The sequence below is a fragment of the Halomonas organivorans genome (assembly GCF_014192055.1).
Classification (GTDB): Bacteria; Pseudomonadota; Gammaproteobacteria; order Pseudomonadales; family Halomonadaceae; genus Halomonas; species Halomonas organivorans.
Genome location: NZ_JACHXM010000002.1, coordinates 210,856 through 236,492, shown reverse-complemented (window position 1 = coordinate 236,492; position 25,637 = coordinate 210,856). Strand labels below are relative to the sequence as shown.

The 25,637-nt window shown below is 62.4% G+C and carries 30 protein-coding genes; 21 read left to right on the top strand and 9 right to left on the bottom strand.

The window, feature by feature from the left end:
- Positions 1-639 precede the first annotated feature (639 nt).
- On the top strand, positions 640-2,301 hold the full coding sequence (locus tag FHR96_RS03745) for a mechanosensitive ion channel family protein (RefSeq protein ID WP_183386315.1): 1,662 nt from the start codon (positions 640-642) through the stop codon (positions 2,299-2,301).
- A 22-nt stretch (positions 2,302-2,323) separates the two neighbouring features.
- On the opposite strand, the gene FHR96_RS03740 is transcribed toward FHR96_RS03745, so the two are convergent.
- From FHR96_RS03740 to FHR96_RS03730, 3 genes are all read right to left on the bottom strand, one after another.
- Positions 2,324-2,746, bottom strand: coding sequence for a RidA family protein (locus FHR96_RS03740; protein ID WP_183386314.1), 423 nt, complete (start codon positions 2,744-2,746; stop codon positions 2,324-2,326).
- 40 nt (positions 2,747-2,786) lie between these two features.
- Entirely contained in the window at positions 2,787-3,692 is a 906-nt protein-coding gene (locus FHR96_RS03735; RefSeq protein WP_183386313.1) for a cation diffusion facilitator family transporter, read from the bottom strand.
- 105 nt (positions 3,693-3,797) lie between these two features.
- Entirely contained in the window at positions 3,798-4,781 is a 984-nt protein-coding gene (locus FHR96_RS03730) for a LysR substrate-binding domain-containing protein (protein WP_183386312.1), read from the bottom strand.
- 32 nt (positions 4,782-4,813) lie between these two features.
- Here FHR96_RS03730 and FHR96_RS03725 point away from each other — a divergent pair, with 32 nt between their 5' ends.
- The 6 genes from FHR96_RS03725 (at position 4,814) to FHR96_RS03700 (ending at position 9,224) form a co-directional block, all read left to right on the top strand.
- Complete coding sequence (locus FHR96_RS03725) at positions 4,814-5,473, top strand: LysE family translocator (protein ID WP_183386311.1); 660 nt, start codon at positions 4,814-4,816, stop codon at positions 5,471-5,473.
- A gap of 128 nt (positions 5,474-5,601) precedes the next feature.
- Positions 5,602-6,099 carry a GNAT family N-acetyltransferase gene (locus FHR96_RS03720; RefSeq protein WP_183386310.1) on the top strand — a complete coding sequence of 166 codons (498 nt, stop codon included), beginning with the start codon at positions 5,602-5,604 and terminating at the stop codon, positions 6,097-6,099.
- 101 nt (positions 6,100-6,200) lie between these two features.
- Entirely contained in the window at positions 6,201-6,434 is a 234-nt protein-coding gene (locus FHR96_RS03715) for a hypothetical protein (protein ID WP_183386309.1), read from the top strand.
- Positions 6,427-7,953, top strand: a complete 1,527-nt coding sequence (locus FHR96_RS03710) for a sodium:solute symporter family protein (RefSeq protein WP_183386308.1) — start codon at positions 6,427-6,429, stop codon at positions 7,951-7,953. The genes FHR96_RS03715 and FHR96_RS03710 overlap by 8 nt, the downstream gene beginning before the upstream one ends.
- Positions 7,954-8,083: 130 nt before the next feature.
- Positions 8,084-8,929 carry an alpha/beta fold hydrolase gene (locus FHR96_RS03705; RefSeq protein WP_183386307.1) on the top strand — a complete coding sequence of 282 codons (846 nt, stop codon included), beginning with the start codon at positions 8,084-8,086 and terminating at the stop codon, positions 8,927-8,929.
- A gap of 127 nt (positions 8,930-9,056) precedes the next feature.
- Positions 9,057-9,224 carry a hypothetical protein gene (locus FHR96_RS03700; RefSeq protein WP_183386306.1) on the top strand — a complete coding sequence of 56 codons (168 nt, stop codon included), beginning with the start codon at positions 9,057-9,059 and terminating at the stop codon, positions 9,222-9,224.
- A gap of 49 nt (positions 9,225-9,273) precedes the next feature.
- On the opposite strand, the gene FHR96_RS03695 is transcribed toward FHR96_RS03700, so the two are convergent.
- Positions 9,274-10,344 carry a calcium/sodium antiporter gene (locus tag FHR96_RS03695; protein ID WP_183386305.1) on the bottom strand — a complete coding sequence of 357 codons (1,071 nt, stop codon included), beginning with the start codon at positions 10,342-10,344 and terminating at the stop codon, positions 9,274-9,276.
- Positions 10,345-10,377: 33 nt separating this feature from the next.
- On the opposite strand from FHR96_RS03695, the gene FHR96_RS03690 reads away from it, so the two are divergent.
- From FHR96_RS03690 to FHR96_RS03675, 4 genes are all read left to right on the top strand, one after another.
- Positions 10,378-10,566, top strand: a complete 189-nt coding sequence (locus FHR96_RS03690) for a putative zinc-binding metallopeptidase (RefSeq protein WP_246392761.1) — start codon at positions 10,378-10,380, stop codon at positions 10,564-10,566.
- 106 nt (positions 10,567-10,672) lie between these two features.
- Positions 10,673-11,347: an SH3 domain-containing protein gene (locus FHR96_RS03685; protein WP_183386304.1), complete on the top strand. Its 675-nt coding sequence runs from the start codon at positions 10,673-10,675 to the stop codon at positions 11,345-11,347.
- A 229-nt stretch (positions 11,348-11,576) separates the two neighbouring features.
- Entirely contained in the window at positions 11,577-11,816 is a 240-nt protein-coding gene (locus FHR96_RS03680) for a helix-hairpin-helix domain-containing protein (RefSeq protein ID WP_183386303.1), read from the top strand.
- Positions 11,817-12,000: 184 nt separating this feature from the next.
- Positions 12,001-12,405 (top strand): DUF7709 family protein, encoded by a 405-nt coding sequence (locus tag FHR96_RS03675; protein ID WP_221195681.1) that lies wholly within the window; start codon positions 12,001-12,003, stop codon positions 12,403-12,405.
- On the opposite strand, the gene FHR96_RS03670 is transcribed toward FHR96_RS03675, so the two are convergent.
- The gene (locus FHR96_RS03670; RefSeq protein WP_183386302.1) at positions 12,376-13,005 is read right to left on the bottom strand and encodes a TetR/AcrR family transcriptional regulator; all 630 of its coding nucleotides are present in this window, start codon (positions 13,003-13,005) and stop codon (positions 12,376-12,378) included. The genes FHR96_RS03675 and FHR96_RS03670 overlap by 30 nt on opposite strands.
- A gap of 120 nt (positions 13,006-13,125) precedes the next feature.
- On the opposite strand from FHR96_RS03670, the gene FHR96_RS03665 reads away from it, so the two are divergent.
- From FHR96_RS03665 to FHR96_RS03650, 4 genes are all read left to right on the top strand, one after another.
- Positions 13,126-13,635, top strand: a complete 510-nt coding sequence (locus FHR96_RS03665; protein ID WP_183386301.1) for a DinB family protein — start codon at positions 13,126-13,128, stop codon at positions 13,633-13,635.
- Between the two features lie 180 nt (positions 13,636-13,815).
- Positions 13,816-14,187, top strand: coding sequence for a cupin domain-containing protein (locus tag FHR96_RS03660; RefSeq protein WP_183386300.1), 372 nt, complete (start codon positions 13,816-13,818; stop codon positions 14,185-14,187).
- 153 nt (positions 14,188-14,340) lie between these two features.
- A complete protein-coding gene (locus FHR96_RS03655; RefSeq protein WP_183386299.1) occupies positions 14,341-14,892 on the top strand; it encodes a nucleotidyltransferase family protein in 552 nt (183 codons plus the stop codon).
- 114 nt (positions 14,893-15,006) lie between these two features.
- On the top strand, positions 15,007-15,540 hold the full coding sequence (locus FHR96_RS03650; RefSeq protein ID WP_183386298.1) for an AAA family ATPase: 534 nt from the start codon (positions 15,007-15,009) through the stop codon (positions 15,538-15,540).
- Between the two features lie 82 nt (positions 15,541-15,622).
- Here the strand turns inward: FHR96_RS03650 and FHR96_RS03645 are convergent, their stop codons facing one another.
- A complete protein-coding gene (locus FHR96_RS03645; protein ID WP_183386297.1) occupies positions 15,623-16,522 on the bottom strand; it encodes a LysR family transcriptional regulator in 900 nt (299 codons plus the stop codon).
- A 104-nt stretch (positions 16,523-16,626) separates the two neighbouring features.
- On the opposite strand from FHR96_RS03645, the gene FHR96_RS03640 reads away from it, so the two are divergent.
- Positions 16,627-17,739, top strand: coding sequence for an FAD-dependent monooxygenase (locus tag FHR96_RS03640; RefSeq protein ID WP_183386296.1), 1,113 nt, complete (start codon positions 16,627-16,629; stop codon positions 17,737-17,739).
- A gap of 66 nt (positions 17,740-17,805) precedes the next feature.
- On the opposite strand, the gene FHR96_RS03635 is transcribed toward FHR96_RS03640, so the two are convergent.
- A complete protein-coding gene (locus FHR96_RS03635) occupies positions 17,806-18,717 on the bottom strand; it encodes a LysR family transcriptional regulator (RefSeq protein ID WP_183386295.1) in 912 nt (303 codons plus the stop codon).
- A gap of 33 nt (positions 18,718-18,750) precedes the next feature.
- Positions 18,751-19,467, bottom strand: a complete 717-nt coding sequence (locus FHR96_RS03630) for a hypothetical protein (protein ID WP_183386294.1) — start codon at positions 19,465-19,467, stop codon at positions 18,751-18,753.
- Between the two features lie 190 nt (positions 19,468-19,657).
- On the opposite strand from FHR96_RS03630, the gene FHR96_RS03625 reads away from it, so the two are divergent.
- The 5 genes from FHR96_RS03625 (at position 19,658) to FHR96_RS03605 (ending at position 24,687) form a co-directional block, all read left to right on the top strand.
- Positions 19,658-20,659, top strand: coding sequence for an LLM class flavin-dependent oxidoreductase (locus FHR96_RS03625; protein ID WP_183386293.1), 1,002 nt, complete (start codon positions 19,658-19,660; stop codon positions 20,657-20,659).
- A gap of 10 nt (positions 20,660-20,669) precedes the next feature.
- On the top strand, positions 20,670-21,764 hold the full coding sequence (locus tag FHR96_RS03620; RefSeq protein ID WP_183386292.1) for an alkene reductase: 1,095 nt from the start codon (positions 20,670-20,672) through the stop codon (positions 21,762-21,764).
- 83 nt (positions 21,765-21,847) lie between these two features.
- Entirely contained in the window at positions 21,848-22,189 is a 342-nt protein-coding gene (locus FHR96_RS03615) for an EthD family reductase (protein WP_221195680.1), read from the top strand.
- Between the two features lie 598 nt (positions 22,190-22,787).
- Complete coding sequence (locus tag FHR96_RS03610; RefSeq protein WP_246392759.1) at positions 22,788-23,975, top strand: NADH:flavin oxidoreductase/NADH oxidase; 1,188 nt, start codon at positions 22,788-22,790, stop codon at positions 23,973-23,975.
- 16 nt (positions 23,976-23,991) lie between these two features.
- Positions 23,992-24,687 (top strand): EthD domain-containing protein, encoded by a 696-nt coding sequence (locus tag FHR96_RS03605; RefSeq protein WP_183386291.1) that lies wholly within the window; start codon positions 23,992-23,994, stop codon positions 24,685-24,687.
- Between the two features lie 151 nt (positions 24,688-24,838).
- Here the strand turns inward: FHR96_RS03605 and FHR96_RS03600 are convergent, their stop codons facing one another.
- Complete coding sequence (locus tag FHR96_RS03600; protein WP_183386290.1) at positions 24,839-25,585, bottom strand: SDR family NAD(P)-dependent oxidoreductase; 747 nt, start codon at positions 25,583-25,585, stop codon at positions 24,839-24,841.
- Positions 25,586-25,637: the final 52 nt, after the last annotated feature.

The window sequence follows — 25,637 nt, the reverse complement described above, 5'->3', positions numbered from 1 at the left end:
AGCGCCCCTTAGCGGATCAGAGCCATTAAGCCGGTTGTCGTGGGAGCGCAGCTTGCTGCGCGAATGGCGCCGTCAGGCGCCGATGCGTCGAGCGGATCTGAAGATCGCTACCGCAGGGTTTGGGGAAATTGCTTGTCTGGGTGCTCCCATCTTTCGCGATAAAGATCGCTCCCATGAGAGCGCCCCTTAGCGGATCAGAGCCATTAAGCCGGTTGTCGTGGGAGCGCAGCTTGCTGCGCGAATGGCGCCGTCAGGCGCCGATGCGTCGAGCGGAATGGAGGCCGCCTCGGCCGACCTCAGGGTCGGCAGACGAAGTAGTCGTTCTGAATGTCATGTTCCAATTGGTGGACGCGAATGTTGCGGAAGCCGGCTTCCTCCAGGTAGACGCCGTCGTCGGTCAGGCTTCGGTGGATCCCCTTGAGGAGCCGACGCGGCTGGCCCTGGTCGTGGATGCCGTCGAAGGTGGTGACCAGTGCGGCGCGCTCGTCCGGCAGCCAGTAGCTGGCGGCGTCGCTTTCGCGCCATGCGCCTGCAGTGAGAAGGCCTGGACTGGACGATCGGCGCTGCCATGGGGTGTACTGCTGGCGAGCGCCGGCCTGGATGGCCGCTTATCGGATTCCCCTGGATTGGACCCCCGTCATGCAACGCTGCTTCACATGGATCCTGCTGGTCGTCGCCCTGACCACCGTCGGCTCGAGCCTGGCGCAAGCGCCGGACGGCGAGAAGTCGCGCTGGTTCGAGCTCGAGTCGCTGAATACCGGGCTCGGCGATCCCTCCGATGAGGTCCGCCGCCAGACGCCGCGCGAGGCGCTGCGCAGTTTCCTCACTCTTACCGAGCGGGAGGACTTCTCGGCGGCCGCGCACCTTCTCAACCTGGCCGATCTCGCGCCCGACGAGCAGGTGACCCGAGGTGCCGAGCTGGCCCGACAGCTGGCATCGGTGCTGCGGCGAGGAGACTGGCTGGAGCCGTCCGACCTGCCCAGCCGGCGCGACGCCATGATCGTGGATCCGTCAGGCCAGCATCCCATGGCGGGCCAGCCGCGCCGCAACCTGCTGCTCACCTCCCTGGAGGCCGCTGGGCAGACCCATAACATCCGCCTGGCTCGCTATCGGGTCGGCGAGCAAGATCCGGTGTGGCTGATCACCCCGGACAGCCTGTCGTACGTCTCCGCCCTCTATGCCGAATACGGCCCCTCCTGGCTGGAGGACCACATGCCGCCGCGGCTTCAGGTGCCGCTCGGCGAGCTCCGGCTATGGGAATGGATCGCCCTGCCGATCTTCCTGCTGTTGATCGGCCTGGTGGGGTGGGGCGTCCATCACCTGATGGACTGGCTGGTACGGCGGCTCTTCCGGCGGGTAAGCGGCGCCTTCACCGGACGAATCCAGACGCCCATGGCGTTCATCGCCATGGCCTTTGTCGCCCGCCTGCTGCTCGACTCCGTGGTCTCGTTCTCCGGGGTGGTCACTACCACGCTGCGGATTCTGCTGATCATCATCATGGCCTGGGGCGTCGGCATGGTGGCGGTGCGGCTGCTGGATGCCTTCCTGATGAAGATGACCCAGCGCCTGGTCGGCGAGATCGACGACACCAAGCATCGCGACGAGCGCAAGCTGCTGACCTCACTCTATGCGCTGCGCCGCAGCATCATCCTGGTCACGGTGGTGGCCGTGATCGCCTACGTGCTCAGCCAGATCAACCTGTTCGGCACCCTGGGCATGACCCTGGTGGCCTCGGCCAGCGTGCTGACCGTGCTGGTGGGCATCGCCGGCCAGGCGGTGCTGGGCAATATCCTGTCGTCCTTCCAGGTATCGCTGGCCAAGCCCATCCGCATGGGCGACCTGATCGTGTTCGAGGGCCAGTGGTGCTACGTGGAAGGCATCTTCTACACCTTCGTGCGGCTGCGCTCCTGGGACGAGCGGCGGCTGATCGTACCGATCCGCTACTTCGTTTCCCAGCCCTTCGACAATCTCTCGACCAGGAGTCCCCGGCTATACCGCCAGATCGTGCTGACTCTGCACCTGAGCGCCGATGTCGCCGAGCTGCGCGAGCGATTCATCGAACTCGCCAAGCAGGAGGAGCATGTCGTCGATGCCGACAAGCTGGAGTGCCACGTGACGGCGCAGCGCGAGACGAGCCTGGAGGTCTCGTGCTACCTGATGACCCGCGATCCGGTCGGCGGCTGGATCGCCGAGAACAACGTGCGCGAACAGCTGCTGGCCTTCATCCGCGACGAGCACCCGGAATGGTGGCCGCGGGAGGTGGTGGTGCTCAGCCGCCAGGACGTGGCACGCGGCGAATGAATGAGGGCACCCCGGCGCCTGTTCAAGCCTCAGGGCCGTTGTCGTCCTCGCGTCTGTTGCTGGCCTGGCGGCGCGCGGTCAGGGTGATCTCCACGCTGGCGCCGCCGAGCAGCCGCGACGACTCGGTGCAGGTGCGTGCCGGGTAGTCCGGTGGGGTGAAGAATTCCGCGTAGGCGGCGTTCATGGCCTCCGCCTCGTCCATGTCGGTGAGATGTATCGACACGCGTACCGCGTCTTCCAGGGTGCAGTCCACCGATTCGAGCAGGTGCGCCAGGCGATGCATCACCCAGCGGGTCTCCTCGCCGACGTCGCCTAGGATCGTCTCGCCGCCCTGGATATCGGCGGCGTTGAGGCCCGATAGGTGCACGTAGTCCTCGTCCAGCACGATATGGCTGCCGGGGAAAGTCGGTAGTGGCAGTGTCGGGGAGTTGTGGAACTCGGGCATGGTCGTGCCTCCAGGGTGTCAGATGGCCTGGTTTGAGGGCTCAGGTCCAGGCCGGGTCGGCGGTGAACGACACCGTGAACCAGCGGTGCTCGGCGGGAATGCTCAGCCCCGCGGCGATGGCCGTACGGACCTCGTCGAGCTCGGCCACGCCGCGCTCGGCGGCGAAGTCGGGCCGGGTGACGATATGGATCTCGATGAAGTGCCCGCGGCCGGCCTTGGCCACGTGGCTGCTGTATTCCAGCAGGCCGTCGCGCGCCATCACCGGCGCCATGGCGGCGTGCACTTCGCGGTCGATCGCGCTCGGCGCAATCAGGAACACCTCCTTCATGGCTCGGCGCACGATGCCGATCGGCACCGGCAGGAAGGCCAGGGTCAGGATCGCCAGCAGCAGCGAGTCGACGTAGGGCGTGAGATAGGCGTAGGGAGTGCGTTCGAGGATCAGCGCGATCACGAAGGCCACCAGCAGCGCGCCGGTGATCAGGCCCGCCATCAGCCAGCCCTGCATATCGATGCGCACGAACTCGGAGCCGACGTCGCGGTTGAGCCGGCGCTGGTAGGCGGTCATGGAGAAGCACACCGCGGCCACCACCACCGCATAGACGATGGCCACGCCGAAGGCCAGTTCGTGGCCGCCCGCCATCAGCCCCTGGATGGCGTTGAGAAAGGCGTAGAAGCACAGCAGCAGCAGGATCGAGCCGTTGAGCGCTGCCGCCAGCGGCTCCAGGTGCCAGTAGCCGTGCTGGAAGCGCTGGCTGACCTCGCGGGCGATCAGTCGCGTGACCACCAGCGCCAGGGCCGACATGGCCGCATCGATGGTCGAGAAGACCCCGTCGAAGAGGATCGAGCGCGAGCCGGCCAGCAGGCCGAAGGCGACCCCCAGGCTCGAGACCAGCAGGGTCATCATGATGGAGAGCTTGAGCGCGCGCTGTTCGAGGCTGGTGGACATGGACATCTTCCCTGGTGACCGAGCCCTCGAGTCTAGTGCGCGGCATCAGCGGTTGGCCACAGCATTCTGGCCGCGCCTCGCCTGGTGCTCCATGCATGCCCGTGGCTACCGCGAATCCGTCGCTAGACTGTCGTGCCCGGTGCCTGCCGAAAGGTCCTGCGCCTGCTGCATCAGCCAGGCCGAAAAGCGTGCGATGCGAGGATCGGCGTCGGGCGAGTCCCGGGTGAGCAGCACGTAATCGTATCCCGTTGCCACCATGCCCATGGGCGCGATGAGCCTGCCAGACCGCAAGTCATCGTCGACCAGTGGCAGCGGACCGATTGCGGTCCCCAGACGGTCGACCGCCGCCTGGAGGGCGAAGAAGAAGTGATCGAAGAATTGCTCGCTGTCCGGCGACCCCTGATAGCCGCTCTCGCGCTGCCAGTCGCGCCAGGCCTCAGGGCGCGTGCGACTGTGTAGCCACCTGGCACGGGAAAGGTCGCGGCCAATGGCCGTCTCCCAGCAGATGGGCGCGCATACCGGCCCGGCATACTCGGGCCACAGCCGGGTGACCACGTCGCGGTCCGGCAGGACGAAACTGGTGTGCCGAATCGCGGCGTCGCAGCCGCTTTCCAGCAGATCGATCGGGCCTCCCGCCAGCCTCAGGTCAATATTGAGATCGGGATTTAGCGTGCGAAATGTTCCCAGGCGCGGCATCAGCCAGCGCATGCCCAGGCTCGGTTCGCAGGAAACGGTCAGGATCGGTGAGCTTCCTTCATGTCGGCGCAGCGTTTCGGCCGCGTCGTCCAGACGATCGAGCACATCGCTCGTGACCCGCATCAGCCGCTCTCCCGCCAGGGTGAGATACACCCTGCGGCGCCGCCGGACGAACAGTTGAACGCCCAGGCGCTGTTCGAGTTTGGCCACTGCCCGGCTGATTGCGCCATGGGTCAGGTGCAGTTCCTCGGCGGCGCGCGAGAAGCTTTGATGACGGGCGGCCGCCTCGAATGCCGGCAGTGGGGCCAGCGGGGGCAGCTGTCGTTTTCTGTGACGTTCGCTCACAACATATCCGAATGATTTTCGATTTTCCGCGTGCCCGGTCGATTTCATACTCCTGTCGCTAACAACGCAAGGGAGCAGAGATGGATAGCATTGCCCAAGCCGAGATCATTGCCGTTGCCATCATCACCGGCCTGGCCGTCATCAGTCCTGGCCCCGATTTCGCCATGGTCACCCGGGTGGCGCTGGTACGGGGTAGGCGTGCCGGCGTGTGGTGCGCGATCGGCATCGGCTGCGGCGTTTCGGTTCACCTGGCCTATACCCTGTTTGGGTTGGGCGTGGTGTTCGCCAGTCAGGCCTGGATATTGTCGCTTCTGCGCTACTTGGGGGCCGCTTACCTGATCTGGCTAGGACTGTCGGCGTTCTGGCCCGACATCCGGGCTCGGCTCCCGGGGAACGTCAGCGAACGTCCGCCAGGTGGCGAAGGGCGCCCGGCGATGGGACGATCCGCTCGAGGGTCGGTGTTCTGGATGGGCTTTGCCTGCAATGCCCTCAATCCCAAGACCATGCTGTTCATCGTTTCGCTGTTCAGCCAGGTGGTATCGCCCCGCACGCCGCTCGATGTCGAGCTGGGTTACGGTCTCTATGTCATTGCCTGTCATATGACATGGTTTGCCGTGGTGGCGGCCGTGCTCACCCTGCCGGCTCTCCAGGCACGCATACGCGGCATCACCGCCTGGATCGAGCGAATCGTGGGTCTCTGCCTGTCGGGATTGGGGATCAAGCTGCTGGCCAGCGGTTGAGCCGCGGCGAGCTCCAAGCAGGGGAGAACGCCCCTGGCGAGCATCGGCCAGAACGGGGATACTGTTGCGTTTTTGCCGGGCCGCCCGCGGCCTGGCCACGTCACGCCACTTCGACAGGAATTTTCGCCATGGACTCAGGCCTGCCTCTCGTCCGTATCGACGCTCATTCGCCGCATGTTGCCACCCTGGCCGGCTGGACCCACGCCGAATGGGGCCACCTGAACCCCGGCCAGGATCTCGCCGCTGCCATCGCGCACTTTCGCGCCGACTGCGGCCCGGCCGGCGTGCCCTCGGTGTTCGCCGTCATGGACGATGAGCGGCCGGTGGGCATGGCCAGCCTGGTGGTCGATGACATGAGCGACCGCCGCGAGCTGACGCCCTGGCTGGCCTCGGTCTTCGTGCTGCCCGAGTGGCGCGGCCGTGGCATCGCCTCACGATTGGTGCGGCGGGTGGAAGAAGAGGCCTGGGCCCACGGCGTCGAGCGCTTCTATCTCTACACGCCGGACCAGCAGGCACTCTACCGGCGGCTCGGCTGGCGGGACGTCGAGGAGCGTGAATATCGCGGCGAGGCGGTGACCATCATGCGGCGCGACGTCTCGGCGCCTGCTGATGCGCCGGCAGGTTGAGCCATGCGAGGCTCACGACGACGGGATCGCTCGAGCCGGTCGTTGCTGCCCGGCAAGCACGCGTCCAGCGCCCATCTCGTCACCGTGGGAGACCTCTCGTCATGTCCCGTTTCGTCGTCCTGCCCACCAGCCGCGCCGGCTGGGGGCTATTGATCGCCTTCGTCGCCGTGATCGCGGCGGGTATCTGGCCGGTGATCGGCTGGGTGAATCGTGCCGTGCTGGTGCTGGGCCTGCCGCTGCTGGTGGTGTGGAGCTATGTGGTCATCTTCGCCTGCTTCGCCGTGATGCTGATCGCCAACCACGTGCTCGATCGCCAGGAGGGCAAGCATGACTAGCCCCTGGCCGCTTCTCATCACCCTGGCCTATGTGGCCATTGCCATGGTCATCGGCCTGCGCGCCCGGGGCGGGCGGCGCATGAACAGCCTCGAGGAGTGGGGCGTGGCCGGACGCAGCATGGGTCCGGTGACGCTTTACCTGTTGATCGCCGCCGGCAGCGTCAGCGCCTACACCTTCATGGGCGCACCGGGCTGGGCCTATGCCAAGGGCGTGCCGGTATTCTATGTAGCCGTCTACCTGGCCTACCTGGCGCTGGTAGCCTGGTACGTCGGCCCCAAGGTTTGGCAGTTCGGCGAGCGCTTCGGCCATGTCACCCAGGCCAGCGCCATCGCCGACCGCTACCAGAGTCCGCTGCTGGGCGCCCTGGCCTCGCTGGTGATGTCGATCGGCTCGATCGCCTATGCGGTGCTGCAGACCATCGGCTCCGCCTACATCCTCAACGTGATGAGCGGCGGGGCGATTCCGGTGTGGCTGGGCGTGCCGCTGGTGCTGGCCTGTATCGCCGTCTATCTGTTCGTCAGCGGCCAGCGGGCCATCGGCCGCACCAACGCCTTTCAGGGCGTGCTGATGCTGGTGGTGGCCTGGGCGGTGGGGCTATGGGCACTGCATGGCGCCACCGGTGGGCTCGATGTCGGCACGCTGTTCGCGCGGCTGCAGGCCGAGCACGGTGAGTTCCTGACTCTGCCCGGGGCCGGTGGCGACATGAGCTTCAGCTTCTGGACCACCTCGGTCATCGTCTCGATGTTTTCCTTCATGCCGCCGGTGTGGACCCAGTGGATGAGCGCTTCCTCGGCGCGCACCATTCGCCGCAGTGCCACCTGGCTGCCGACCTACTATGTGGTCATCCTGCCGATGGTGGTGGTGGGCTTCATCGGCATCTTCGCGCTGCCCGATCTGGCCCGCACCGACACCGTGGTGCTGGAGTACGCCATGCAGTTCCTGCCGGTATGGCTGGTGGGGCTGCTGGGGGCCGGCACGCTGGCGGCATCGATGTCTTCCAGCGAACCGTTCATCCACTCGGTGGCGCTGTCCTGGAGCAAGGACGTGGTTCAGCCGCTGCTGGGCCTGTCCGAGGCGCGCACCGGCAAGCTGGCGCGCTGGATGATCTTGCCGCTGATGGCGCTGGTGATCGCCCCGCTGGCGATCGCCGAGCCGGGCAGCCTGGTGATGATCCTGCTGGTGGGGCTGGGCTTCGCCACCCAGGTGTTGCCGGCCTTTATCGGCATGTTCCTGTGGCCGCGTGCCTCCAGGCTTGGCGTCATGGCCGGCATCGTCAGCGGTTTTCTGGTCACCGTGGCCTTCACCACCGTGTGGAAGCATCCGCTGGGCATTCACGCCGGCTTCTGGGGGCTGATGCTCAACCTGCCGGTGTTCGTGGCGGTGTCGCTGGCCACCCGGCCGGCGCCGCACGAGGTGGTAGAGCGTTTCTTCCGCATTGCCGCACCCCATGGCCTGACTCGGCTGGGCGGCGCGGAGAAGGGGCGTGCCGTCGAGGCCAGTGTTCTCGGCCGTGAGTGACCCAGCGGCCCCGCCCACTCACCACTCTGCCATCCCCCAGTCCCCGAGCCCCTGATGACATCAGGTGTTCGGGGCGTTTGGTATGCTGTCGCTATTCATCATGTTAACGCCTGCTACATAAGGAATTCTCATGCCCCAGGTCGAGCATCGCGGCGTCACCATCGCCTTCGAGGAGCATGGCCGCGAGGGGGGCGGCGAGCAGAGTCAGCGCCTGCCCATCGTGCTCGGGCACAGCTTCCTGTGCTCCGGCGAGATGTGGCGCGAGCAGCTGCCCGCCCTGGCCTGCGACTATCGGGTCGTCAACGTCGACTTCCGCGGCCACGGCCGCTCGAGCCAGCTCGACGAACCGTTCACGCTCTACGACGCCGTGGCCGATGTGATCGCGGTGCTGGATGAGCTCGGCATCCAGCAAGCCGTATGGTGCGGGCTCTCCATCGGCGGCATGGTGGCGCTGCGCGCCGCGCTGGAACACCCCGAGCGGGTGGCCGGGCTGATCCTGTTCGACACAGACGCGGGACCGGAGACCCTCGCCCATAAACTCAAGTACCGCGCCATGGGCGCCTGCGCCCGCCGCTTCGGCCTTCGCCCGCTGTTGCCCTCGGTGGCGCGGCTGATGTTCGCCGCCACCACCCGACGCGAGAATCCCGCTCTGGTGGATGAGTGGAAGCAGCGCTTCGCCGACATCCACGTGCCCTCGGCGCTGCTGGGCCTCGACGCCTTGATCAAGCGCGACTCGCTGCTCGAACGCCTGGCCGAGATCGAGGTGCCGTCGCTGGTCATCGTGGGCGAGGAAGACCGCTCGCTGCCGGTGCCGTTCTCGCAGCGAATTCACGAGCGGCTGCCTGGCTCGAGCCTCGAGATCATCCCCGGCGCCGGCCACCTATCGGCGCTGGAGCAGCCGGCACGAGTCAACGAGGTCATTCGCGAGTTCCTGGCGGCTCAAGCGACCTCAGCCGATGATGGGCGTGATGCCTGATCGGTCTCCCATCATGCCTCGCGTTTTCGACAGCAGCGGTGGGCCAGCGTCGGCCACTCAGCATTCGATGGTGAGGCTGGCCGGCGCTGGCCTATGATGCAGACAGGCCCCTCTCCGGAACACGACCATGATCCTTGGCATCGTTCTCTGCGTTGCCTTTCTCTTCGCCCAGTTGGCGGTACTGCACTATATCGACCGTCGCCTCGCCGATGACTCCAGCGATACCCCCGAGGCGACGGCTGTGCCGCCTATCCCCCAACGAGCCGAGGAAGGGGCGCCGGACGCTGGCGCTTGATCGCCCCTCGTCCTGAGGCAGCGCCACCGATCGCGAGCGAACCCTGGGATCAGCGAAGCCTGCCGGAGCGTCGCTTCTGCTCTTGGAGGCTGAGCACTGCCAGTGTCAGGACCGTTAGCGGAAGTGCGAAGTACAGCATGACCCCGGTGAATCCGGCCAGTGCATCATGCTGAGTCGCCGCCAGGATCAGGTAGAGGGTATAGGCGATGTAGTAGCCCAGCAGCAGGGCACCTTCCCATCGTTCGATGGAGCCGCCCGTGAAACAGATCGGCAGACAGGCCACCGCGACGGCCAGCATCACGGGGATATCGAAGCTGATCATGGCGGGCGTCACCATAAGGCCTGACGGCGCCAGCAGGCCGCTAAGTCCCAGCACGCCGAGAATGTTGAACACGTTGCTGCCGACCACGTTGCCCACGGCGATATCGCGCTCGCCGCGCAGGGCCGCGATCAGCGAGGTCATGACCTCGGGCAGGGACGTGCCCGCCGCGATGATGGTCAGGCCGATCACTTGCTCGCTGATCCCAAGGAAGCTGGCAAAGGTCACCGCTCCCTCCACTAGCCATCGCGAGCCCAGCACCAGCAGGACCAGCCCTGCCGCCACTAGCAGCAGGTTGATTCCCCACGCATCACGGCCAGACGTGACGTCGTCTCTATCGGCGGTGGCCTCGGCCCGAGATCGAGCACTCTGGTACAGCAGAAAGGCGAGGTAGGCAACGAGGCCTGCCGCCAGCAGGGCTCCATCCAGGCGACTCAGCTGCCCATCCAGCACGAGCAGCAAAAGGGCTGCCGAGAGGGCGACCATCAAGGGGATATCGAAGCGAATCAACTGCTGGGCGACTACCAGCGGCGTCACCATGGCCGAGAGCCCTAGGATGAACAGGACGTTGAACAGGTTGCTGCCCACCACGTTACCCATGGCGATGCCCGCCTGGTCCGCGAACGCGGCCTTGAGGCTGACCGCCAGCTCCGGCGAACTGGTGCCGAACGCCACGACCGTCAGGCCGATGACCAGCGGCGAGATGCCGAGGCGTACCGCCAGCCGTGACGCGCCGCGAACCAGGATTTCGGCACCGACCAGCAGGAAGCAGAGCCCCGCCAGGAACGCGATGTAGCTCATACCTTCCTTCCTCCCAGGGGGGCAGTCACATGCATGATAAGCGACACTTGCGAAAGTCACTGTTGCGATGCCAATCACTGCCAAGCACTGGACGAGCCCTACCGCACCATGATCGGCCATATACATCATGAGATCGTACATATGCTCTGGCATCGGTTCAGCCTTCGAGACGATTTCCCGATGCCTTCCGCGCCATTTTCGGCGTCCATGGCTCTCTGTTGAGTCGATCTTAGACGCCGTCTCTGGTGGGTAGGCAGGAAAACGACTCATGGCGAGAGAAGATACCTGTATTCTCCCTGCATTGACGATTTCGAAACGGAGGTGGGCCATGATCGCCCGTAGAGTAGTGATGTCGCTGACACTGAGTATCGCGCTGATATTGCCCGCCTTGACGAGCGCCAACGATGCCAATGCCGTGCCGGCCGCGCCTGAGGAGGGCGGGCCGCGCAACTGGCAGGTGACGGGGGTCGCCGGGGGGCTGAACCTGCGTGAGGCGCCGTCCATATCGGCGGCGATCGTCGATCGCTACGCTGCTGGCACCCTGCTCGACAACCTGGGCTGCCAGACCTCTGAGGGGCGTAGCTGGTGCGATGTACAGCAGCTTGGCGGCGGACCTCGGGGCTATGTGGCCGCCGATTACCTGACCCCTGCCATTTCGCCCGACGGTACGCCGGCCACCGGCCCCGACGATTCGGCCTTGCGCGCCGGCCAAGGAGAGTTCGACGCCACCGGGAGCCTGCCGTGTTCCATGATGGGCGGCCAGCCCACCACGCGCTGCGAATTCGGCGTGGCCCGCAGCGGCGGGGGATATGCCACCGTCGTCATCGACAAGCCAGATGGCAGGAGTCGAGCGGTGTACTTTCGCATGGGCCGGGCCATCGGTGCCGGCACCAGCGAGGCCGACCCCGGCGAGTTTCGTGCCGAGCGCATCGACGACCTGAACGTCATTCACGTCGGTGAGGAGCGCTACGAGATTCCCGACGCGGTGGTGCTGGGCGGCTGATTCGCCATCCTGGCGGTGGCCCTGACATCGCTTGCGGATACTTTGTGCTGCGCTTGCGCGCTGACCCTGATGACCCGAAGAGGCCAGGAGGTGCCTGACAAGGGATAGTCGAGGTGGCTACACATGAGTGAGACGGCCGGCGCTCTAGGCTTGCAGATCGGGCCGCGATTTTTCTTGCGCCGTATGATACCAAGGGGCAGTGGTAGCTGGGTGTAGGGAGAGATGAGGTATGGCGTTTTCCGTTGCTGAAAGAGAGCTACTGCTGACGATCAAGGGCGTTGGCCCGACCGTTGTGAAACGGTTTGAGCAAATCGGAATCGACTCGCTCACCGAGCTGGCATCTTGTCGGGCAGATGACATAGCAGAAATGGTTGCTTCAATGCTGGGTACAACCTGCTGGAAAAATAGCCCGCAGGCCAAGTCGGCTATCGAGGCGGCGATTATCAGGGCCAGACAGGAGGTGTCATGATCCAGTCGTATCTCTTGCTACCGTTTCTCGCTACTGAGCCATGGCATGCCGCTTGCGCTTGTCGTGAGCATGGTCGAGGCCTTTTGTTGTGCGATATACTGCACAATGATGATTGTAAATCGTAATGCCATCTTCGGTGATAAAAATTTTGTCATGGATGAAGAGTTGATGCGAAGGAGGTTGTATGTCTGAAGTGTCGCCGGAAAATACGGATAAGCTTGGCTCGATCAATAAGAAGATTCTGGCCGAGGGAGAGCAGTTGCCTGCCGTGACGCTGAAGGATGGCAGCAGGGTGCAGACCGGCACGGTCGCTGCAATGCTGCGCAACGTCGCATTATACAATGCGGGAGAGCGTGGCGACGTAGAGCAACAGCTGGAGGCCGCAGTACCTACGCTAATCAAGGTTGGCCTGTTCGAGCTTTTCTCCGTAGAGGAATGGATCGGTGGATCAAACCCCGGGCGTAGATTCGTCGGGGAGTGCGCTAGAGAATATCTTGATCGCCTTGCTCACCGGAAAATTGGGAGCGTAGCGACTAATTTTTCCGCGTGCAGCAACTTGTTAGCGGGAGATCAGAAATCCAGTCACTAAGCACGCACCCTCGTCTATGAGCGCTTCCATCGCTTCGTCAGAAAACAGCTCAGGGTAGTGCAGTACAGCGTTATGCGTTAATGCCTCAATTGAGGTCACACATATAAAAGATGCAAGTTCCAGGTCGTCCACACGAAGTTCGTCCCGACGACTCTCAAGATATGCCCTGAACAGAGTGTAGTTTTCACGACTGAAGACCTCCAGATCTTCCAGTTCGCCTACCTGTGGAATTTGCTCCGCGATCACGCGATGAAGTCTGGGATCGACACGGTGCGCCCTGACAGCGGTGGCGACAAGAGTGCGGATTGCCTGCTTTACTGGCTGCGCTCGAACCTCCTCTAATTCACCCCGGATCACCTGCATGATCTCTTGACGGTGACGGTCGGCGACGGCGACAACAAGCGCCTCCTTGCCAGGAAAATATTGGTAAAGCGAGCCGATGCTCACACCCGCCACCTCAGCAATGCGATTAGTACTGGTCTTGTCGAAACCTTCCTCGACCAAAATACGAGCCGTCGCTTCAACCAGCGCATCGACTGTGGCTCGGGAACGCTCTTGCGCGGCGATTTTCCTAGGTTTCGTGAGCGGTCTGCGAGTCATTTTAGCTTTCCATCAATGCGAGTTGTTAATACGAGTTATTGCTCATATTCTATCCGACATGAAACTAGCAAAGCAATGCTTTGCGACCCACAATCCTAGAAGCCCTCAGGAGACTCTGACATGCACAACACATTGCTACGGCTATTCCAACATAAGGCTTGGTCGAACAACGAGTTACTGACCACATTGACAAGCCTCGGCGCTGAATCCCCCGTCACCGCGTTGGCTGTTAAGGCACTGAGCCACAGTTACATCGTCGATCGTGTCTTCGCAGCGCATATGCGGCGTAAAGCGCATACATATACGTCGGCCAATACAAGTGAAATGCCAGCGCTAGAAGATCTGTTGGCGAATATCAGAAAAAGCGACCAAGAGTATGTCGACTACATTTCGGCACTTGATTGCAGCCAACTGGAAGAACAAATCGACTTCGTTTTTACAGACGGCGACCTCGGTCGCATGTCCCGCGAGGAGATGCTTATGCATGTGATTACCCACGGCATAGGGCATCGCGGTCAGATCAGCGCGGTTATGCTGCTAAATTCTCTTCCCGCTCCGAAGGATGGATTTACTACCTATCTTCATAAGGCGGAGGCATCGATGAGAAGACGAAACGCTGCGTTAACATAATCCCGCGCAGACGCCATCGGAAACGAAGGCTCAGAAGCTAAAAGAAATGAATCAATGATGCGTGATCGCATGAAACCTTATAGCCAAAATTAGCGCTCAACATGGGAATCCACACAAAGGTTTCAACGCGTTGAGTCTAATCACATAACATTCCGCATCCAACATTAGGAGAAGCAAGCTATGATGGAAATTATTCCTGTAAACCCAATAGAATTTTCTTTCGACATTTATCGCGACCTGTCGATCTATCCACGGAAACGTAAGCCAGGGCCGCCACAACGTATTGACGGAATGACAGCAGGTATATTAACCGTGAACAAGGGCGAGCCGCATGGCAGCGAAGTCCACCCAGACGGTGATGAGCTTATCTATATTATATATGGTGGGATTCTTTTAACCTGCGATTCAGATCCTGAAAGAGAACATATTTTGGGGCCGGGCCAAGCCTGCATCGTTCCCAAGGGCGAGTGGCATAAGGTATCTTTCCTTGAGGACACGCAACTTATTCACATCACACCTGGGCCAAATGGCGATCATCGTCCCTTCAACTAGCATGAAATTTATTTCATGAACCCCACGTCTTCCCGCGCTGCGGGCAGCTAACGTCAAGGATGAGTCGCTGTGGCGCTTGCCCGGCGACGTCAGGCTGTTTTTCGCGGCCTGATGTCGGACGGGTAGTCGCCGGGTGAGGGCGATAGGACGAATATGAATCGAGATCACCAGATACTGTCATGGCTCAAGCAGGATGAGATGCGGATGGCAGTGCTTCGTGTTGCCGCGTCGATGAACTTGCGTGATTGGTGCATTGGGGCGGGATTCGTTAGAAATCTCGTATGGGACAGGTCACACGGCTATTCCGTGCCGACGCCCTTGAACGATATCGATCTGATTTATCATGACCCGTCACGCACTAGCGAAGAGCGTGATGCACAGATCGAGCACGCTTTGAGGGAGAAGTCTGACCTGCCATGGTCAGTGAAGAATCAAGCTCGCATGCACTTGCGTAATGGTGATGAGCCTTATGCATCTACAAGCGATGCCATGCGCCACTGGGTCGAGCTGGAAACAGCCGTTGGAGCAGCGCTTTCGTGCAGTAGTGAGGTCAAGCTTGTAGCCCCATTTGGTGTTGATCGTTTGTTCGACAGTACGATCACGATTAACCCCGGTCGTCGCAAGCCTGAGGCTTTCCTTTATAGAATAAAAAGCAAACGCTGGCTTGAGTCGTGGCCAAATCTTAAGGTGGTCGGCTCGCGGTAAAATAAAGGTTTAATCAGGAGTTTGTTGGTTGAGATTCGGTCACGAATTTTTGGCGTAGCGATTGCAGCTTTAGAAAGAAGCTTGTGTCTCTTTATGGTGGAATGGCAGGGGTGAATGAGTCATAGAGTCGTGATCACTGGCGGGCCCGGTGGTGGAAAAACGAGCCTCATTGAGGCCATGAAGGAACGTGGGTATCCGGTCGTTCAGGAAACTGCCCGGCGGATCATCAAAGAACGCCTGGCAGCAGGATTGTCGCCACGGCCAGACCCGGTTTCCTTCGGCAAGCAGATCCTGAGTTCGGATGTCGAAAAATATCAGGTTGCCGCTGGTGGCCATCGTGCTGTGTTCTTTGATCGAGGAGTGCTGGATGCGCTCTATATGCTGGATGAGGCCCAGGCGTTAACACGTGATAAGGCTGCTCGGTACGTTCGGCGTTTTCCCTACAGCAGGGTCGTCTTTCTTCTACCGCCATGGGAGGAGATTTACGCCAAGGATTCGGAGCGAGACCAAAGCCTTGAAGAAGCTGTTCAAGTATTTGAGGGGATGAAGAGGTGGTATTCATATTGGGGGTATGAAACAGTCGAAGTTCCACGTGTCAGCGTCGAAGCGCGGGTTGCTTTTGTTCTGAAGCGTATACCTTGTTGCTAGTCATGCGTTTTGGAGTGCGCGTTGAGGCTAATCGAAGAGCTTAGAGGTATGAGAATTATCTCGCGCCAGGCTCTCAATAGCGTCATGGCTTATCCTGGGGAATATCCATGATGCCTATCCTCAGGTGCTCCAGGAACACCTTTACCTTCTCCAGCGGATACTTTTTTCCGGAGTAGAAGGCGTACAGCACCAGATCTTCTGGCTCACAGCCAGGATCAATCCTGACGAGGGAGCCGCTGTCGATCTCTGCCTGGCATGCATGCGTAGGTAATATGGCAAAGCCAAGCCCCTTCAGCGCGGCGGCTTTGGCCATGTTGCCGCTGTTGACCTTGTAGCTGGATGTGACCTGAATGGTTTGATTCCCTTTGAATCGCCAGGGCATGCCTTGCAGTACGGATAAACTGGTAATGCAGGGGGCCTTGCTCAGCTCATCCAGAGAGCTCGGCGACGGGTGAGATTCAAGCAGTTCTGGGGCGGCAACCACGCAGCTTGACCAGCGCAGGATTTCCCTGGCAACCCAGCCTGAATCCTCCAATGGCCCGCGGCCAAAGCGCAATACCAGATCGAAACCTTCCAGCATCCCTTCCGTGGGGTTCAGCTGAGTATCGCAACTCAGCTGTATCCGAGGATGATGCAGGCAAAAGTCTGCAATGAGCTCAGCCAGGAACGGCAAGTCAGGCATGATGATCTTGAGATGGCCGGACAGGGTGTCGCCATAGAGGGATACCTCTTCCAGTGCGTCATCCATCGCCTGCGTGAGCGGTGCCATCGACTGATAGAGTTGCTTGCCTGCGGCGGTGGGCGCCATCTTGCGGGTCGTGCGCTCCAGGAGTCGAAGATTCAGCTGCTTCTCCAGCAAGGCGACGTGTCGGCTGACATTGGACGTTGGCACTTGAAGACGTTCTGCTGCGCGCTTGAAGCTCAGTTGTTCATAGGTGGCCTGGAAGCTGAGCAACCACTGCATCTCGACGTTCTCGATCATCAATTATCTCAAAAAATGGGATTGACCCAGTCATGGTAGCAGGTTTATTCCTTTCCATGGGATTGTGACAATCCGGGGAGCATTCGATTGTCGAGGGAAAAGGGATGAATGACACCCGTCGTATTGCCATTGTCGGCGCAGGCGTCGCGGGGATGGCGCTGGCGATATTCGCCAAACGGCAAGGCTGCCAGGTGAGCCTGTATGAGCGCTCAGACGAGATCTCGTCCATAGGAGCCGGTGTGACCCTATGGCCAAATGCCATGTATGTGTTGCAGCGGATGGGGCTGGATGAAGAGATAAGCCGCGTTGGCGGTGAGCCTCGCTTCATGCGCCAGTTTGACCAGTATGGCGTCCCTAAGGGGGAGTTTGATCTTGAAGAGGTCAACGCGATTTGTGGTCTTCCCAGTGTGACGATCTTGCGCCGTGACCTCATGACGGTGCTCGCCAAGACGCTAAGCGACCTGGGAGTGAAGATCCACCTTGGATGCGAGATAACCGAGCAGGATGTGGAGGCGTTGAAGCAGGAGTGTGAGCTGGTGGTAGGGGCCGATGGCCGAATGAACTCGGTGGTGCGCCGGACATTGCATCAAGGCAAGATAGCACCTTGCTATCACGGATTCGTCAATGTGATTGGCGTCAGCCAGCTGCAGGAAGCCGTTCTGGATGGCGCCATACATGAGTACCGCGGGACGAGCGAGCGATTCGGCATCGTCCCCGTGTCAGCGGGATCTTGCTTTTGGGCCGGGGCCTGGAATACGCCTGTCGATCAAGAACGGCCACTGTCTGCTTGGTGGGACGATCTACAGCGGCGCTTTAGTGGCTGGCCTGATCCTGTGAAGCATGTCCTGAGATTCCATGATGAAACACGGCTCAATCGCATTTTCGTCCATGATATTGACCCTCTCCCTTACTGGCATGAAGACAATGTATTGGTGATCGGCGATGCCGCCCATGCCTCCTTGCCGACGTCGGGGCAGGGGGCGTGCCAGGCACTGGAGGATGCATGGCATCTGGCCAGGATGATAGGGGAGAAGCCGTCAATGGAAAGCGTCCTGAGCGCTTTCTATCAGCAGCGCATCGCCAAGGTGTCTGCGGCTCAAGCCGTGGGGAGACAGCTGGCCAGCCGCATTTTTGGATGTCATCCGGAGCTTCCGTCGTCTACTCCGGATATGTCCGCCGAAAAGCTGTGCCAGCTCTGGATGCAGGGCTTGCAATGACGCAAGCGTGAGCGGCGGCCTGTGGTTGAGGGTGGGCCCTTTGTGCTGCAGCCCTCATCAGCAGCCCTAGTCCAGCAGCCCCTTGTTCGCGGCTTCGACCAGTTCGTCGACCACGTGGCGGATCTTCGGCAGCACGCGCCGGCTATGTGGCCACAGCGCACTGATCGGCATCTCGCCGCCCGAGTGTCCGGCCAGCACCTCCCGTAGCTCGCCGCTCTGCAGGTGCTCGCCCACCAGCCACAGCGGCAGCTGCGACAGGCCGCAACCCGCCAGCACCGCGCTGAGCATGGCGTCGCCGTCGGCGAATTCATGGGTGGGCGTTGGCGTGAAGCGCACAAGCCCGCCGTCCGCCTGCTTCAGTAGCCACGAGACCGGCTCGTTACGGCGTACGCCCATCACGCAGCGGTGCTGGCTCAGCGCTTCGGGCGTCTCGGGTTCGCCGTGGTGAAGCAAATAATCGGGGGAGGCGCAGATCACCAGCTTCTGGGTGGTCAGGCGACGGGCAACCAGGCCGCTGCTGTCGGCGAGCTCGCCGATGCGGATCACCAGGTCGATGCCTTCCTCGATCAGGTCGACGAAGCGTTCGCTGTACGACACGGTCAGCGACAGCTCCGGGTAGCGCCGTGCGATGTCCAGCAGCAGCGGTTGGATGCGCCGGCGACCGAACGCCGACGGCAAGTCCACGCGCAGGCGGCCGGCGGGACGCATGATGTGTGAGGTGAGATCGGCCTCCGCCTCATCGAGGATGTCCAGCGCACTCTGGCAACTGGCCAGATAACGTTCACCGTCAGGGGTGAGGCTCAGGCGGCGGGTGGAGCGCTGGAACAGCTTCAGTCCCAGCCGCTCCTCCAGGCGCCCCACGCTCTTGGCGACCGCCGATCTGGTCAGGCCCAGACGCTCCGCGGCGGCGGTGAAGCTGCCCTGCTGGGCGGTGGTGACGAAGGCGGTGATGCCGCCCAGGTGGTCGGTCTTTCTCATGGGGCCCTTCGCTCTTGCGCGCCGCTGGAAAACTCAGCGCCACTCTATCTGCCGGATACTCGGATAGCGACCGGGGCGTTCGATGAAGGTCAGCGCGAGCCGTCGCTCCGCCACCGAGTTGAGCTGCAGCGACAGGCTCAGCGCGGTGTCGTCCTGGGTGATGAGGCGCGCGTCGGCGAGCTCCTCGAGGGAGACCGTCGAGCGAAGCGCCCGCCATGCCTCACGCGCCTCGGCATCCAGCAGCTCCGTCTCGATGCGTTCGGGGCTGTGCTGGGCGCTCAGGAAACGCAGCCGAGCCAGGCCGGCGCCGAGGCGATTGTCGGCGAAGGAATCCTTGAAGTCGCGATCGGGGTTTGGCATCAGCGGCGTCTTCTGCAGGAAACGGAAGCGAGCTTCGTCGTTGGCGTCGAACACCACCTCGGTCTCGTAGTGGATCATGGCCCCGCCCAGCGAGCCGTCCGCTTGTACGACCTGGTAGGCGATGTCCATCTGCATCCGCGCGCTGTCCGCGGAGCGCGCCTGCCAGCTCAGGTCGCGGATGAAGTGCGAGTCGTGATCGCCCGGCGCCTGTTCCAGCCAGCGCGCCATGGCCGGCTGCCCTTCGGCCAGCAGGTGGACGCCGGCATGCACGAGCCGCACGTCCGGGGCGAAGAGGTCCAGGTGGCGCTCGATGCTCTCGGTCTCGCCCTCGAAAAAGGCGAACCAGCGGTGGGCGATGTCGCGAATGGCATGGGGGCGGGCGTCGTGCATCGGTCTCTCCTGCAGCGGTAGATGCTGAAAACGGCGCCAGTCTATCGGCCGCGAAGGGCATGAATTGGAGAAACTATGTCCACACTGAGTGGAAGTTTAGCCGGTTTATCAAGCTATATGCCCCAATCATACTGCTCCCCCTGAATGCGATGGCGGCCATGGCGCCGCCTCAAAGGCTAAGGAGCACATCATGGCCCGTCACGAGACACCCCTTTCCCTGCTGGACCTGGCTCCGATCGGCGAAGGCTTCGTCGCCGGCGAGGCGCTCGAGAACAGCACCCGCCTGGCCCAGGCGGCCGAGAAGGCCGGCTTCAAGCGCTACTGGCTGGCCGAGCACCACAACCTGATCGATATCGCCAGTGCCGCGACCTCTGTGGTGCTGAGCCACATTGGCGCCAAGACCTCGACGATTCGACTTGGCTCCGGCGGCATCATGCTGCCCAATCACGCGCCACTGATGGTGGCCGAGCAGTTCGGCACCCTGGAATCCTTCTACCCGGGCCGCATCGATCTGGGGCTCGGCCGCGCGCCGGGCACCGACATGGCCACCGTCAAGGCGCTGCGTCGCGATGTACGTTCCAACGGCATGGACTTCCCGGAGATGGTCGAGGAGCTGCGCGGCTATCTGGCGCCGACCCAGCGCGGTCAGCGCATCCAGGCAATTCCCGGCGCCGGATTGAAGGTTCCCCTGTGGCTGCTGGGTTCCAGCACCTACAGTGCCCAGCTGGCTGCCGTTCAGGGCCTGCCGCTGGCCTTCGCCTCGCACTTCGCCCCAGACGCCATGCAGGCGGCCATCGACACCTATCGGAGCCATTTTCAGCCGTCTGACCAGTTGGAGGCGCCCTACGTGATCGTCTGCGTCAATGCCGTTGCCGCCGAGACTCAGCGCGAGGCCGAGTACCTGGCCACGACCGAGCTGCAGAAGTTCATGAACCTCGGCCGAGGCGTCGACAAGCTTTTGCCGAAGCCGGTTGAGGACATGAGCCAGCTGTGGCACCGCATCGAGGAGCGGCAGGTGCGGCACCAGCTGCGCGAGTCCGCCTGGGGCACCGGCGAGCAGGTGCGTACCAAGTTGCTCGACCTGGCCGAACGCACCGGCGCCGACGAAGTGATGATCAATTCCTGGATCCACGACCCCGAGGCGCGCATCGACTCCCACGAGCGGATCGCCAATGCCTGGTTCCAGCGCTGAGGAGAGCACCATGGACGCACTGCTGAGTGCCTACGAGCTAGGACCGATGCCGCTCGCCAATCGCGTGGTGATGGCGCCCATGACCCGCTCGCGGGCGAGGGACGGCCAGGCCGACGAGAATACGGCGACCTATTACGCACAGCGTGCCGGGGCCGGTTTGATCGTCTCCGAGGGCGTGCCGATCTCCGCGCAGGGCACGGGCTATCTATACACCCCCGGCATTCATCGAGAGACGCAGGTGGCGGCCTGGCGCCGCGTTACCCAGGCCGTGCGCGAACAGGGCGGCCGCATCGTCGCCCAGCTGTGGCACGTCGGTCGCGTCTCTCACCGCAGTCTCCAGCCCGACGGCCGCGCGCCGGTGAGCTCGGTGGCGGTGGCCGGCGGCCAGGCCTTCGCCTACCACCCCGACGGCACGCCCGGCAACATGGCGGCCAGCCGGCCCGAGGCGCTGGACGAGGGCGGCATTCAGGCGGTGATAGAGGACTTCCGACGGGCCGCCGCCAATGCCATGGCGGCCGGCTTCGACGGCGTCGAGATTCACGCGGCCAATGGCTACCTGATCGAGCAGTTCATTAATCCGATTCTGAACACGCGAGAAGACCGCTACGGCGGTGCGACGCTCGAGAGCCGCAGCCGCTTGCTGCTCGAGGTGGTCGATGAGGTGAACGACGAGATCGGCGCGGAGCGCGTGGGCGTGCGGCTGTCGCCCTACAACGAGCTCCAGGAGATGCCGCGGCATGCCGACACCGCCGAGACCTACCTGTACATCGCCGATGCGCTCGAGCGGCGGAAAATCGCCTACGTCCATCTCGTGGTGCAGGGCCAGGTGATGTCCAGTGGCTTGCTGGCGCGCTTCCGGCAGCGCTGGCACGGCACGCTGATCAGTGCGGGCGGCCTGACGGCGGAGCAGGCCGATCGCCTGATCAAAGACGGTCTGACCGACCTGGCGGCTTTCGGAACGCCGTTCGTCGCCAATCCGGATTTTGTGGAACGCATCCGCCACGGCTGGCCGCTTGCGAGTGTCGATCGCAGCGCCTTCTATGGCGGCGGTGCCGAGGGCTATATCGACTATCCGACCTACCCGGCGTCGCTGGTACCCGCCTGACAGCCGGACGCTGACCTCTTTACGTCGGCAGGGGCTGGCACCTGGCCGTCATTCTCATTGTTGATACTCAGGAGCCCTACACCATGACTGAAGAACCAATGTCACAAGAGCTGGCCTTCAAGCACGTCGGCCTGATCACCAAGCGGCGGGACCAGACCTTCGAGGAGTTCGTCGCGCACTGGACCAAGGTGCATTCCGAGATCGCGCTGCGTGTGCCAGGCCTGCGCAAGTACGTGATCAACCCGATCGATCGCGAGCAGTATCCGGACTCGCCGATCGATGGCTTCTCCGAGCTCTGGTTCGACTCGCTGGAGGCCGCCGAGGCTGCGTTTGCCTCTCCGGTCGGCCAGGAGGCCTATGAGGACGTACCAAACTTCGCGGAACACGTCGCGGTGACCTATCTCACCGAAATCCGCCAGCGCTGACGAGCAGCAGATTGCGAGGCGCTGGCTCTGCCGCAGGCCTTCTGCCGGGGCTGGGGGTGAGATCGACTGGGTATAGGCAGGTGAGTCGTTTGCCGGATTGCCGGCCCTGCGCAGTCATCATCAGGGAAGCTCGAGGGCGTCGAGGGCATCGTACGAAATGTGTCGTGCCGACGCTGGTGCCACGGCCGAAGCCAAATCTGCCCACGAGATGGGGACTTCCCCCTACGACGTGACAGCGGCAGGGCGACTCAGAGATGTTTCTTTCATGTCATGTCATGCATGGAATGCTGCGGTGAGCTTTGGGGGCAATGACGGCTGCCGAGCCGTCGATTTCTCCCATTGCCTTGAGGAAGAGCGCCCGACCGCTTGGTTCTTCGCTGATCCCGCTCCGGTTGCCATCCGCGCTAGTGAATAGCCGTGACTATGTATTAGCCCTCCTTGATGAGAGCTCGGGAGTGTCGGCGGGGATGAGGGACAGGGCAGGGGATAGGGATATTAGGGTAATATTGTTGGATAATAGTTGTTGTGTTAGTTATTGTGTAATCTTGTGGGTGGAGACACGCGATTATCACCCTGCCATGTGAACGAGGAGAGCAGTATGACGGTGCCTGATACGCATGAGTCCCCGGCTATGGATGGACCGGCCCTTCTTCGACCGTTGACCCTGCGAGGACTGACGTTGAAGAACCGCATGGTCGTTTCGCCCATGTGCCAGCACTCGGCGGTGGACGGGGCCGTGCAGGACTGGCATGTCGTCCATTACGGCAAGTTCGTTCTCGGGGGCGCAGCGCTAGTGCTGACAGAAAGCACGGCGGTCAGCAGCGACAGCCGGGTCGGGGTCGCGGATCTGGGGATCTGGTCCGATGACCACGTCGCGGGGTTGAAACGCCTGGGCGATTTCGCCCATGCCAATGGCGCGGCCTTCGGTATCCAGCTGGCCCATGCCGGACGCAAGGCATTTTCCGAACCGCTCTGGGAGGGAGGCAGGGCGCTGAGCCCCGAGACACTCGATGCCCGTGGCATCTCCTGGCGTCGCGTGGGGCCGAGCGCCATCGCGGCCAGCGGCGAATGGACCGAACCTGAGATGCTGAAGCGTGAGGAAATCGAGGCGATTCGGCATGACTTCGTAACGGCGGCTGAGCGCGCGGATCGGGCCGGTGCCGATGTGGTCGAGCTGCATTTTGGCCATGGGTATTTGCTGGCCAGCTTCCTCTCGCCTCTCTCGAATCAGAGAACCGACGAGTATGGCGGGTCGTTGGAAAACCGGATGCGCTTTGCCGTCGAGACCGCACGGGCGGTGCGTGAGGCCTGGCCCGATGACAAACCTCTGTTCGCCCGACTGTCGTGTCTCGATGGAGCCGAGGGCAGCTGGGGAATGGAAGACACCGTCGCGCTGGCAAAGGCCCTGAAGGAGGTCGGTGTCGATGTGATCGATTGCTCCTCGGGAGGGCTGACCGAAGAGACGCGGCGAAGCAATGTGCCACGCGGCATCGGCTTCCAGGTTCCTTTCGCCGAGGAGGTGCGTCGCCGTGCGGGGATCAAGACGCAGGCCGTCGGCATCATCCTGACTCCCGAACAGGCCAACGAGGTCGTGGACAGCGGCAAGGCGGATCTGGTCGCCCTTGGCCGCGAGGTACTGCGTACGCCGTACTGGCCCGCTGAGGCGATTCGTGCCTTGAACGGGGCCGAGGATTTCAGCGCTTGGCCCCTGCAGCACCGCGAGTGGCTGGCCCGAAGACATACGGCACTGAGTCGCTTGGGTGTGACGAATTCAGATGAAGAATAATGAAGAGGAGAAGAGCATGATCACGCGATTTGGCCTGTTGACCAAGCGAAACGGGGTATCCGCCGAGGCGTTCAACGAACACTGGCAACGGGTACACGGTCCAATGGCTGCCCGTTTCCCGGGGCTGAGAGGCTACTGGCAGCATGCGGTCGTCGATAAGGAGCAGTTCGGTATCAGCCATGCGCGTGGCGCGGGATGGGATCTTGACGGTTTTTCAGAGCTGCATTTCGACGATCTGCAGGCGATGCTGGACGCCGTGAGTGGCGATATCTTCGCACCCACCTTGGCTGACGAGACCGAGTTTCTGGAGGATGTTCGCCTCGTTGCCTGCGAGAAGCACGAGGTCGTGCCGGTGAACCTGGGGGAGGGGCCCTACATCAAGCGCATGACCCTGCTCAAGCGTTTGCCGGGTATCAGCCCTGAGGAGTTCCGTCATGAATGGCTGGTGAACCATGCGAACTTCGTTCGCCAGTGGCCGAATGTGCTGGGCTATCGCCAGAACCTCGTGGTCGACCGCTACCATGGTTCGCGTACGGAAAGCGCCTCCTATGAGGCGGTTCCGGTGGACGGGATCGTCGAGTTCTGGTTCCGCAGCAAGGAAGAGGCGGCCGAACTCTATGCCAGTGACATCGTGGCCAGGACGCAGGAGCACGCCAAGGTGTTCCTCGACACGATCACTCCCTATTTCGTCGAGACGCGGAAGATCGTCTGAGGGCGCAGGGGCGTGTCGCGTGCCAAAAGGCCCGGAGCAAGCTTCGGGCCTTCTTCGTATCATTGTTTGTGGCACGTCGCGATCCCAATCCCCGGGTGTTGAGTCCCGGAATGAGTGGGGCTGGGAGCGGTCGGGCCAGCCCCAATCGGGTTCACGAGGTCAGATAGCCGCCATCCACGACGATGGTCGTGCCGGTCACATAGGAGGACATGTCCGAAGCGAGGAAAATGATCGGACCGACGATTTCGTCAGGATCACCGAAGCGTCCCATCGGAATGCGTGACAGAAAGCGCTCGCGCCGTTCGTCATTGTTACGAGTCGCCTCGGTCATCGGGGTCACCAGGGTACCGGGGGCCACGGCGTTGACGCGCACTCCGTCCTTGCCAAGCTCGGCGGCGAGGTTCTGGGTCAGCATCTTCACGGCCGATTTCGATGTCGAGTAGGAGATCGACGTGGCTGTCGATACGAAGGAGGCGATAGACGCCATGTTGATGATACCGCCCCTGGTCTTCCGCAGCGCGGGAATGAAGGGAAGGATCATGTTGAGGGTGCCATCCAGATTCACGGTCATCCCGAGTGTCCAGGTTTCCCGGACATCGGGGCTGTCGATCGTGTTGCGTGGACAGACGCCGGCGTTGTTGATCAGCAGTGATACGTCACCGTGCTGCTGCACGGTTTCGGCTAGCGCCGCGCAGGCGTCTGCATCGGTCACATCGACAGCATAGGCCCAGGCCGTTCCTCCGGTGTTGTGTATCTCATCGGCCGTCTTGGCAGCGCTTTCCAACCGGATGTCGACCAGGACGACTCGCGCCCCCTCCGCGGCGAGGCCCTTGGCGATGCAGGCCCCGACACCCTGGCCGGCTCCCGTCACGATGGCCAGTCTATCTTTCAATTTCATCTGACAACCTCCTTACGCATGGCAAGCCAATTGGCGGATCATGCTGGAGATT

Excerpts from the sequence above, each read along its gene's own strand:
- FHR96_RS03680 (WP_183386303.1), top strand. The coding sequence starts at position 11,577 with ATGGCGTTTTCCGTTGCTGAAAGAGAGCTACTGCTGACGATCAAGGGC.
- FHR96_RS03745 (WP_183386315.1), top strand. The coding sequence starts at position 640 with ATGCAACGCTGCTTCACATGGATCCTGCTGGTCGTCGCCCTGACCACC.
- FHR96_RS03700 (WP_183386306.1), top strand. The coding sequence starts at position 9,057 with ATGATCCTTGGCATCGTTCTCTGCGTTGCCTTTCTCTTCGCCCAGTTG.
- FHR96_RS03635 (WP_183386295.1), bottom strand. The coding sequence starts at position 18,717 with ATGAGAAAGACCGACCACCTGGGCGGCATCACCGCCTTCGTCACCACC.
- FHR96_RS03650 (WP_183386298.1), top strand. The coding sequence starts at position 15,007 with ATGAGTCATAGAGTCGTGATCACTGGCGGGCCCGGTGGTGGAAAAACG.
- FHR96_RS03620 (WP_183386292.1), top strand. The coding sequence starts at position 20,670 with ATGGACGCACTGCTGAGTGCCTACGAGCTAGGACCGATGCCGCTCGCC.
- FHR96_RS03655 (WP_183386299.1), top strand. The coding sequence starts at position 14,341 with ATGAATCGAGATCACCAGATACTGTCATGGCTCAAGCAGGATGAGATG.
- FHR96_RS03600 (WP_183386290.1), bottom strand. The coding sequence starts at position 25,585 with ATGAAATTGAAAGATAGACTGGCCATCGTGACGGGAGCCGGCCAGGGT.
- FHR96_RS03720 (WP_183386310.1), top strand. The coding sequence starts at position 5,602 with ATGGACTCAGGCCTGCCTCTCGTCCGTATCGACGCTCATTCGCCGCAT.
- FHR96_RS03675 (WP_221195681.1), top strand. The coding sequence starts at position 12,001 with ATGTCTGAAGTGTCGCCGGAAAATACGGATAAGCTTGGCTCGATCAAT.
- FHR96_RS03695 (WP_183386305.1), bottom strand. The coding sequence starts at position 10,344 with ATGAGCTACATCGCGTTCCTGGCGGGGCTCTGCTTCCTGCTGGTCGGT.
- FHR96_RS03615 (WP_221195680.1), top strand. The coding sequence starts at position 21,848 with ATGACTGAAGAACCAATGTCACAAGAGCTGGCCTTCAAGCACGTCGGC.
- FHR96_RS03710 (WP_183386308.1), top strand. The coding sequence starts at position 6,427 with ATGACTAGCCCCTGGCCGCTTCTCATCACCCTGGCCTATGTGGCCATT.
- FHR96_RS03690 (WP_246392761.1), top strand. The coding sequence starts at position 10,378 with ATGATAAGCGACACTTGCGAAAGTCACTGTTGCGATGCCAATCACTGC.
- FHR96_RS03735 (WP_183386313.1), bottom strand. The coding sequence starts at position 3,692 with ATGTCCACCAGCCTCGAACAGCGCGCGCTCAAGCTCTCCATCATGATG.
- FHR96_RS03740 (WP_183386314.1), bottom strand. The coding sequence starts at position 2,746 with ATGCCCGAGTTCCACAACTCCCCGACACTGCCACTACCGACTTTCCCC.
- FHR96_RS03705 (WP_183386307.1), top strand. The coding sequence starts at position 8,084 with ATGCCCCAGGTCGAGCATCGCGGCGTCACCATCGCCTTCGAGGAGCAT.
- FHR96_RS03660 (WP_183386300.1), top strand. The coding sequence starts at position 13,816 with ATGATGGAAATTATTCCTGTAAACCCAATAGAATTTTCTTTCGACATT.
- FHR96_RS03640 (WP_183386296.1), top strand. The coding sequence starts at position 16,627 with ATGAATGACACCCGTCGTATTGCCATTGTCGGCGCAGGCGTCGCGGGG.
- FHR96_RS03610 (WP_246392759.1), top strand. The coding sequence starts at position 22,788 with ATGACGGTGCCTGATACGCATGAGTCCCCGGCTATGGATGGACCGGCC.
- FHR96_RS03730 (WP_183386312.1), bottom strand. The coding sequence starts at position 4,781 with ATGAAATCGACCGGGCACGCGGAAAATCGAAAATCATTCGGATATGTT.
- FHR96_RS03645 (WP_183386297.1), bottom strand. The coding sequence starts at position 16,522 with ATGATCGAGAACGTCGAGATGCAGTGGTTGCTCAGCTTCCAGGCCACC.
- FHR96_RS03625 (WP_183386293.1), top strand. The coding sequence starts at position 19,658 with ATGGCCCGTCACGAGACACCCCTTTCCCTGCTGGACCTGGCTCCGATC.
- FHR96_RS03685 (WP_183386304.1), top strand. The coding sequence starts at position 10,673 with ATGATCGCCCGTAGAGTAGTGATGTCGCTGACACTGAGTATCGCGCTG.
- FHR96_RS03665 (WP_183386301.1), top strand. The coding sequence starts at position 13,126 with ATGCACAACACATTGCTACGGCTATTCCAACATAAGGCTTGGTCGAAC.
- FHR96_RS03630 (WP_183386294.1), bottom strand. The coding sequence starts at position 19,467 with ATGCACGACGCCCGCCCCCATGCCATTCGCGACATCGCCCACCGCTGG.
- FHR96_RS03725 (WP_183386311.1), top strand. The coding sequence starts at position 4,814 with ATGGATAGCATTGCCCAAGCCGAGATCATTGCCGTTGCCATCATCACC.
- FHR96_RS03605 (WP_183386291.1), top strand. The coding sequence starts at position 23,992 with ATGATCACGCGATTTGGCCTGTTGACCAAGCGAAACGGGGTATCCGCC.
- FHR96_RS03670 (WP_183386302.1), bottom strand. The coding sequence starts at position 13,005 with ATGACTCGCAGACCGCTCACGAAACCTAGGAAAATCGCCGCGCAAGAG.
- FHR96_RS03715 (WP_183386309.1), top strand. The coding sequence starts at position 6,201 with ATGTCCCGTTTCGTCGTCCTGCCCACCAGCCGCGCCGGCTGGGGGCTA.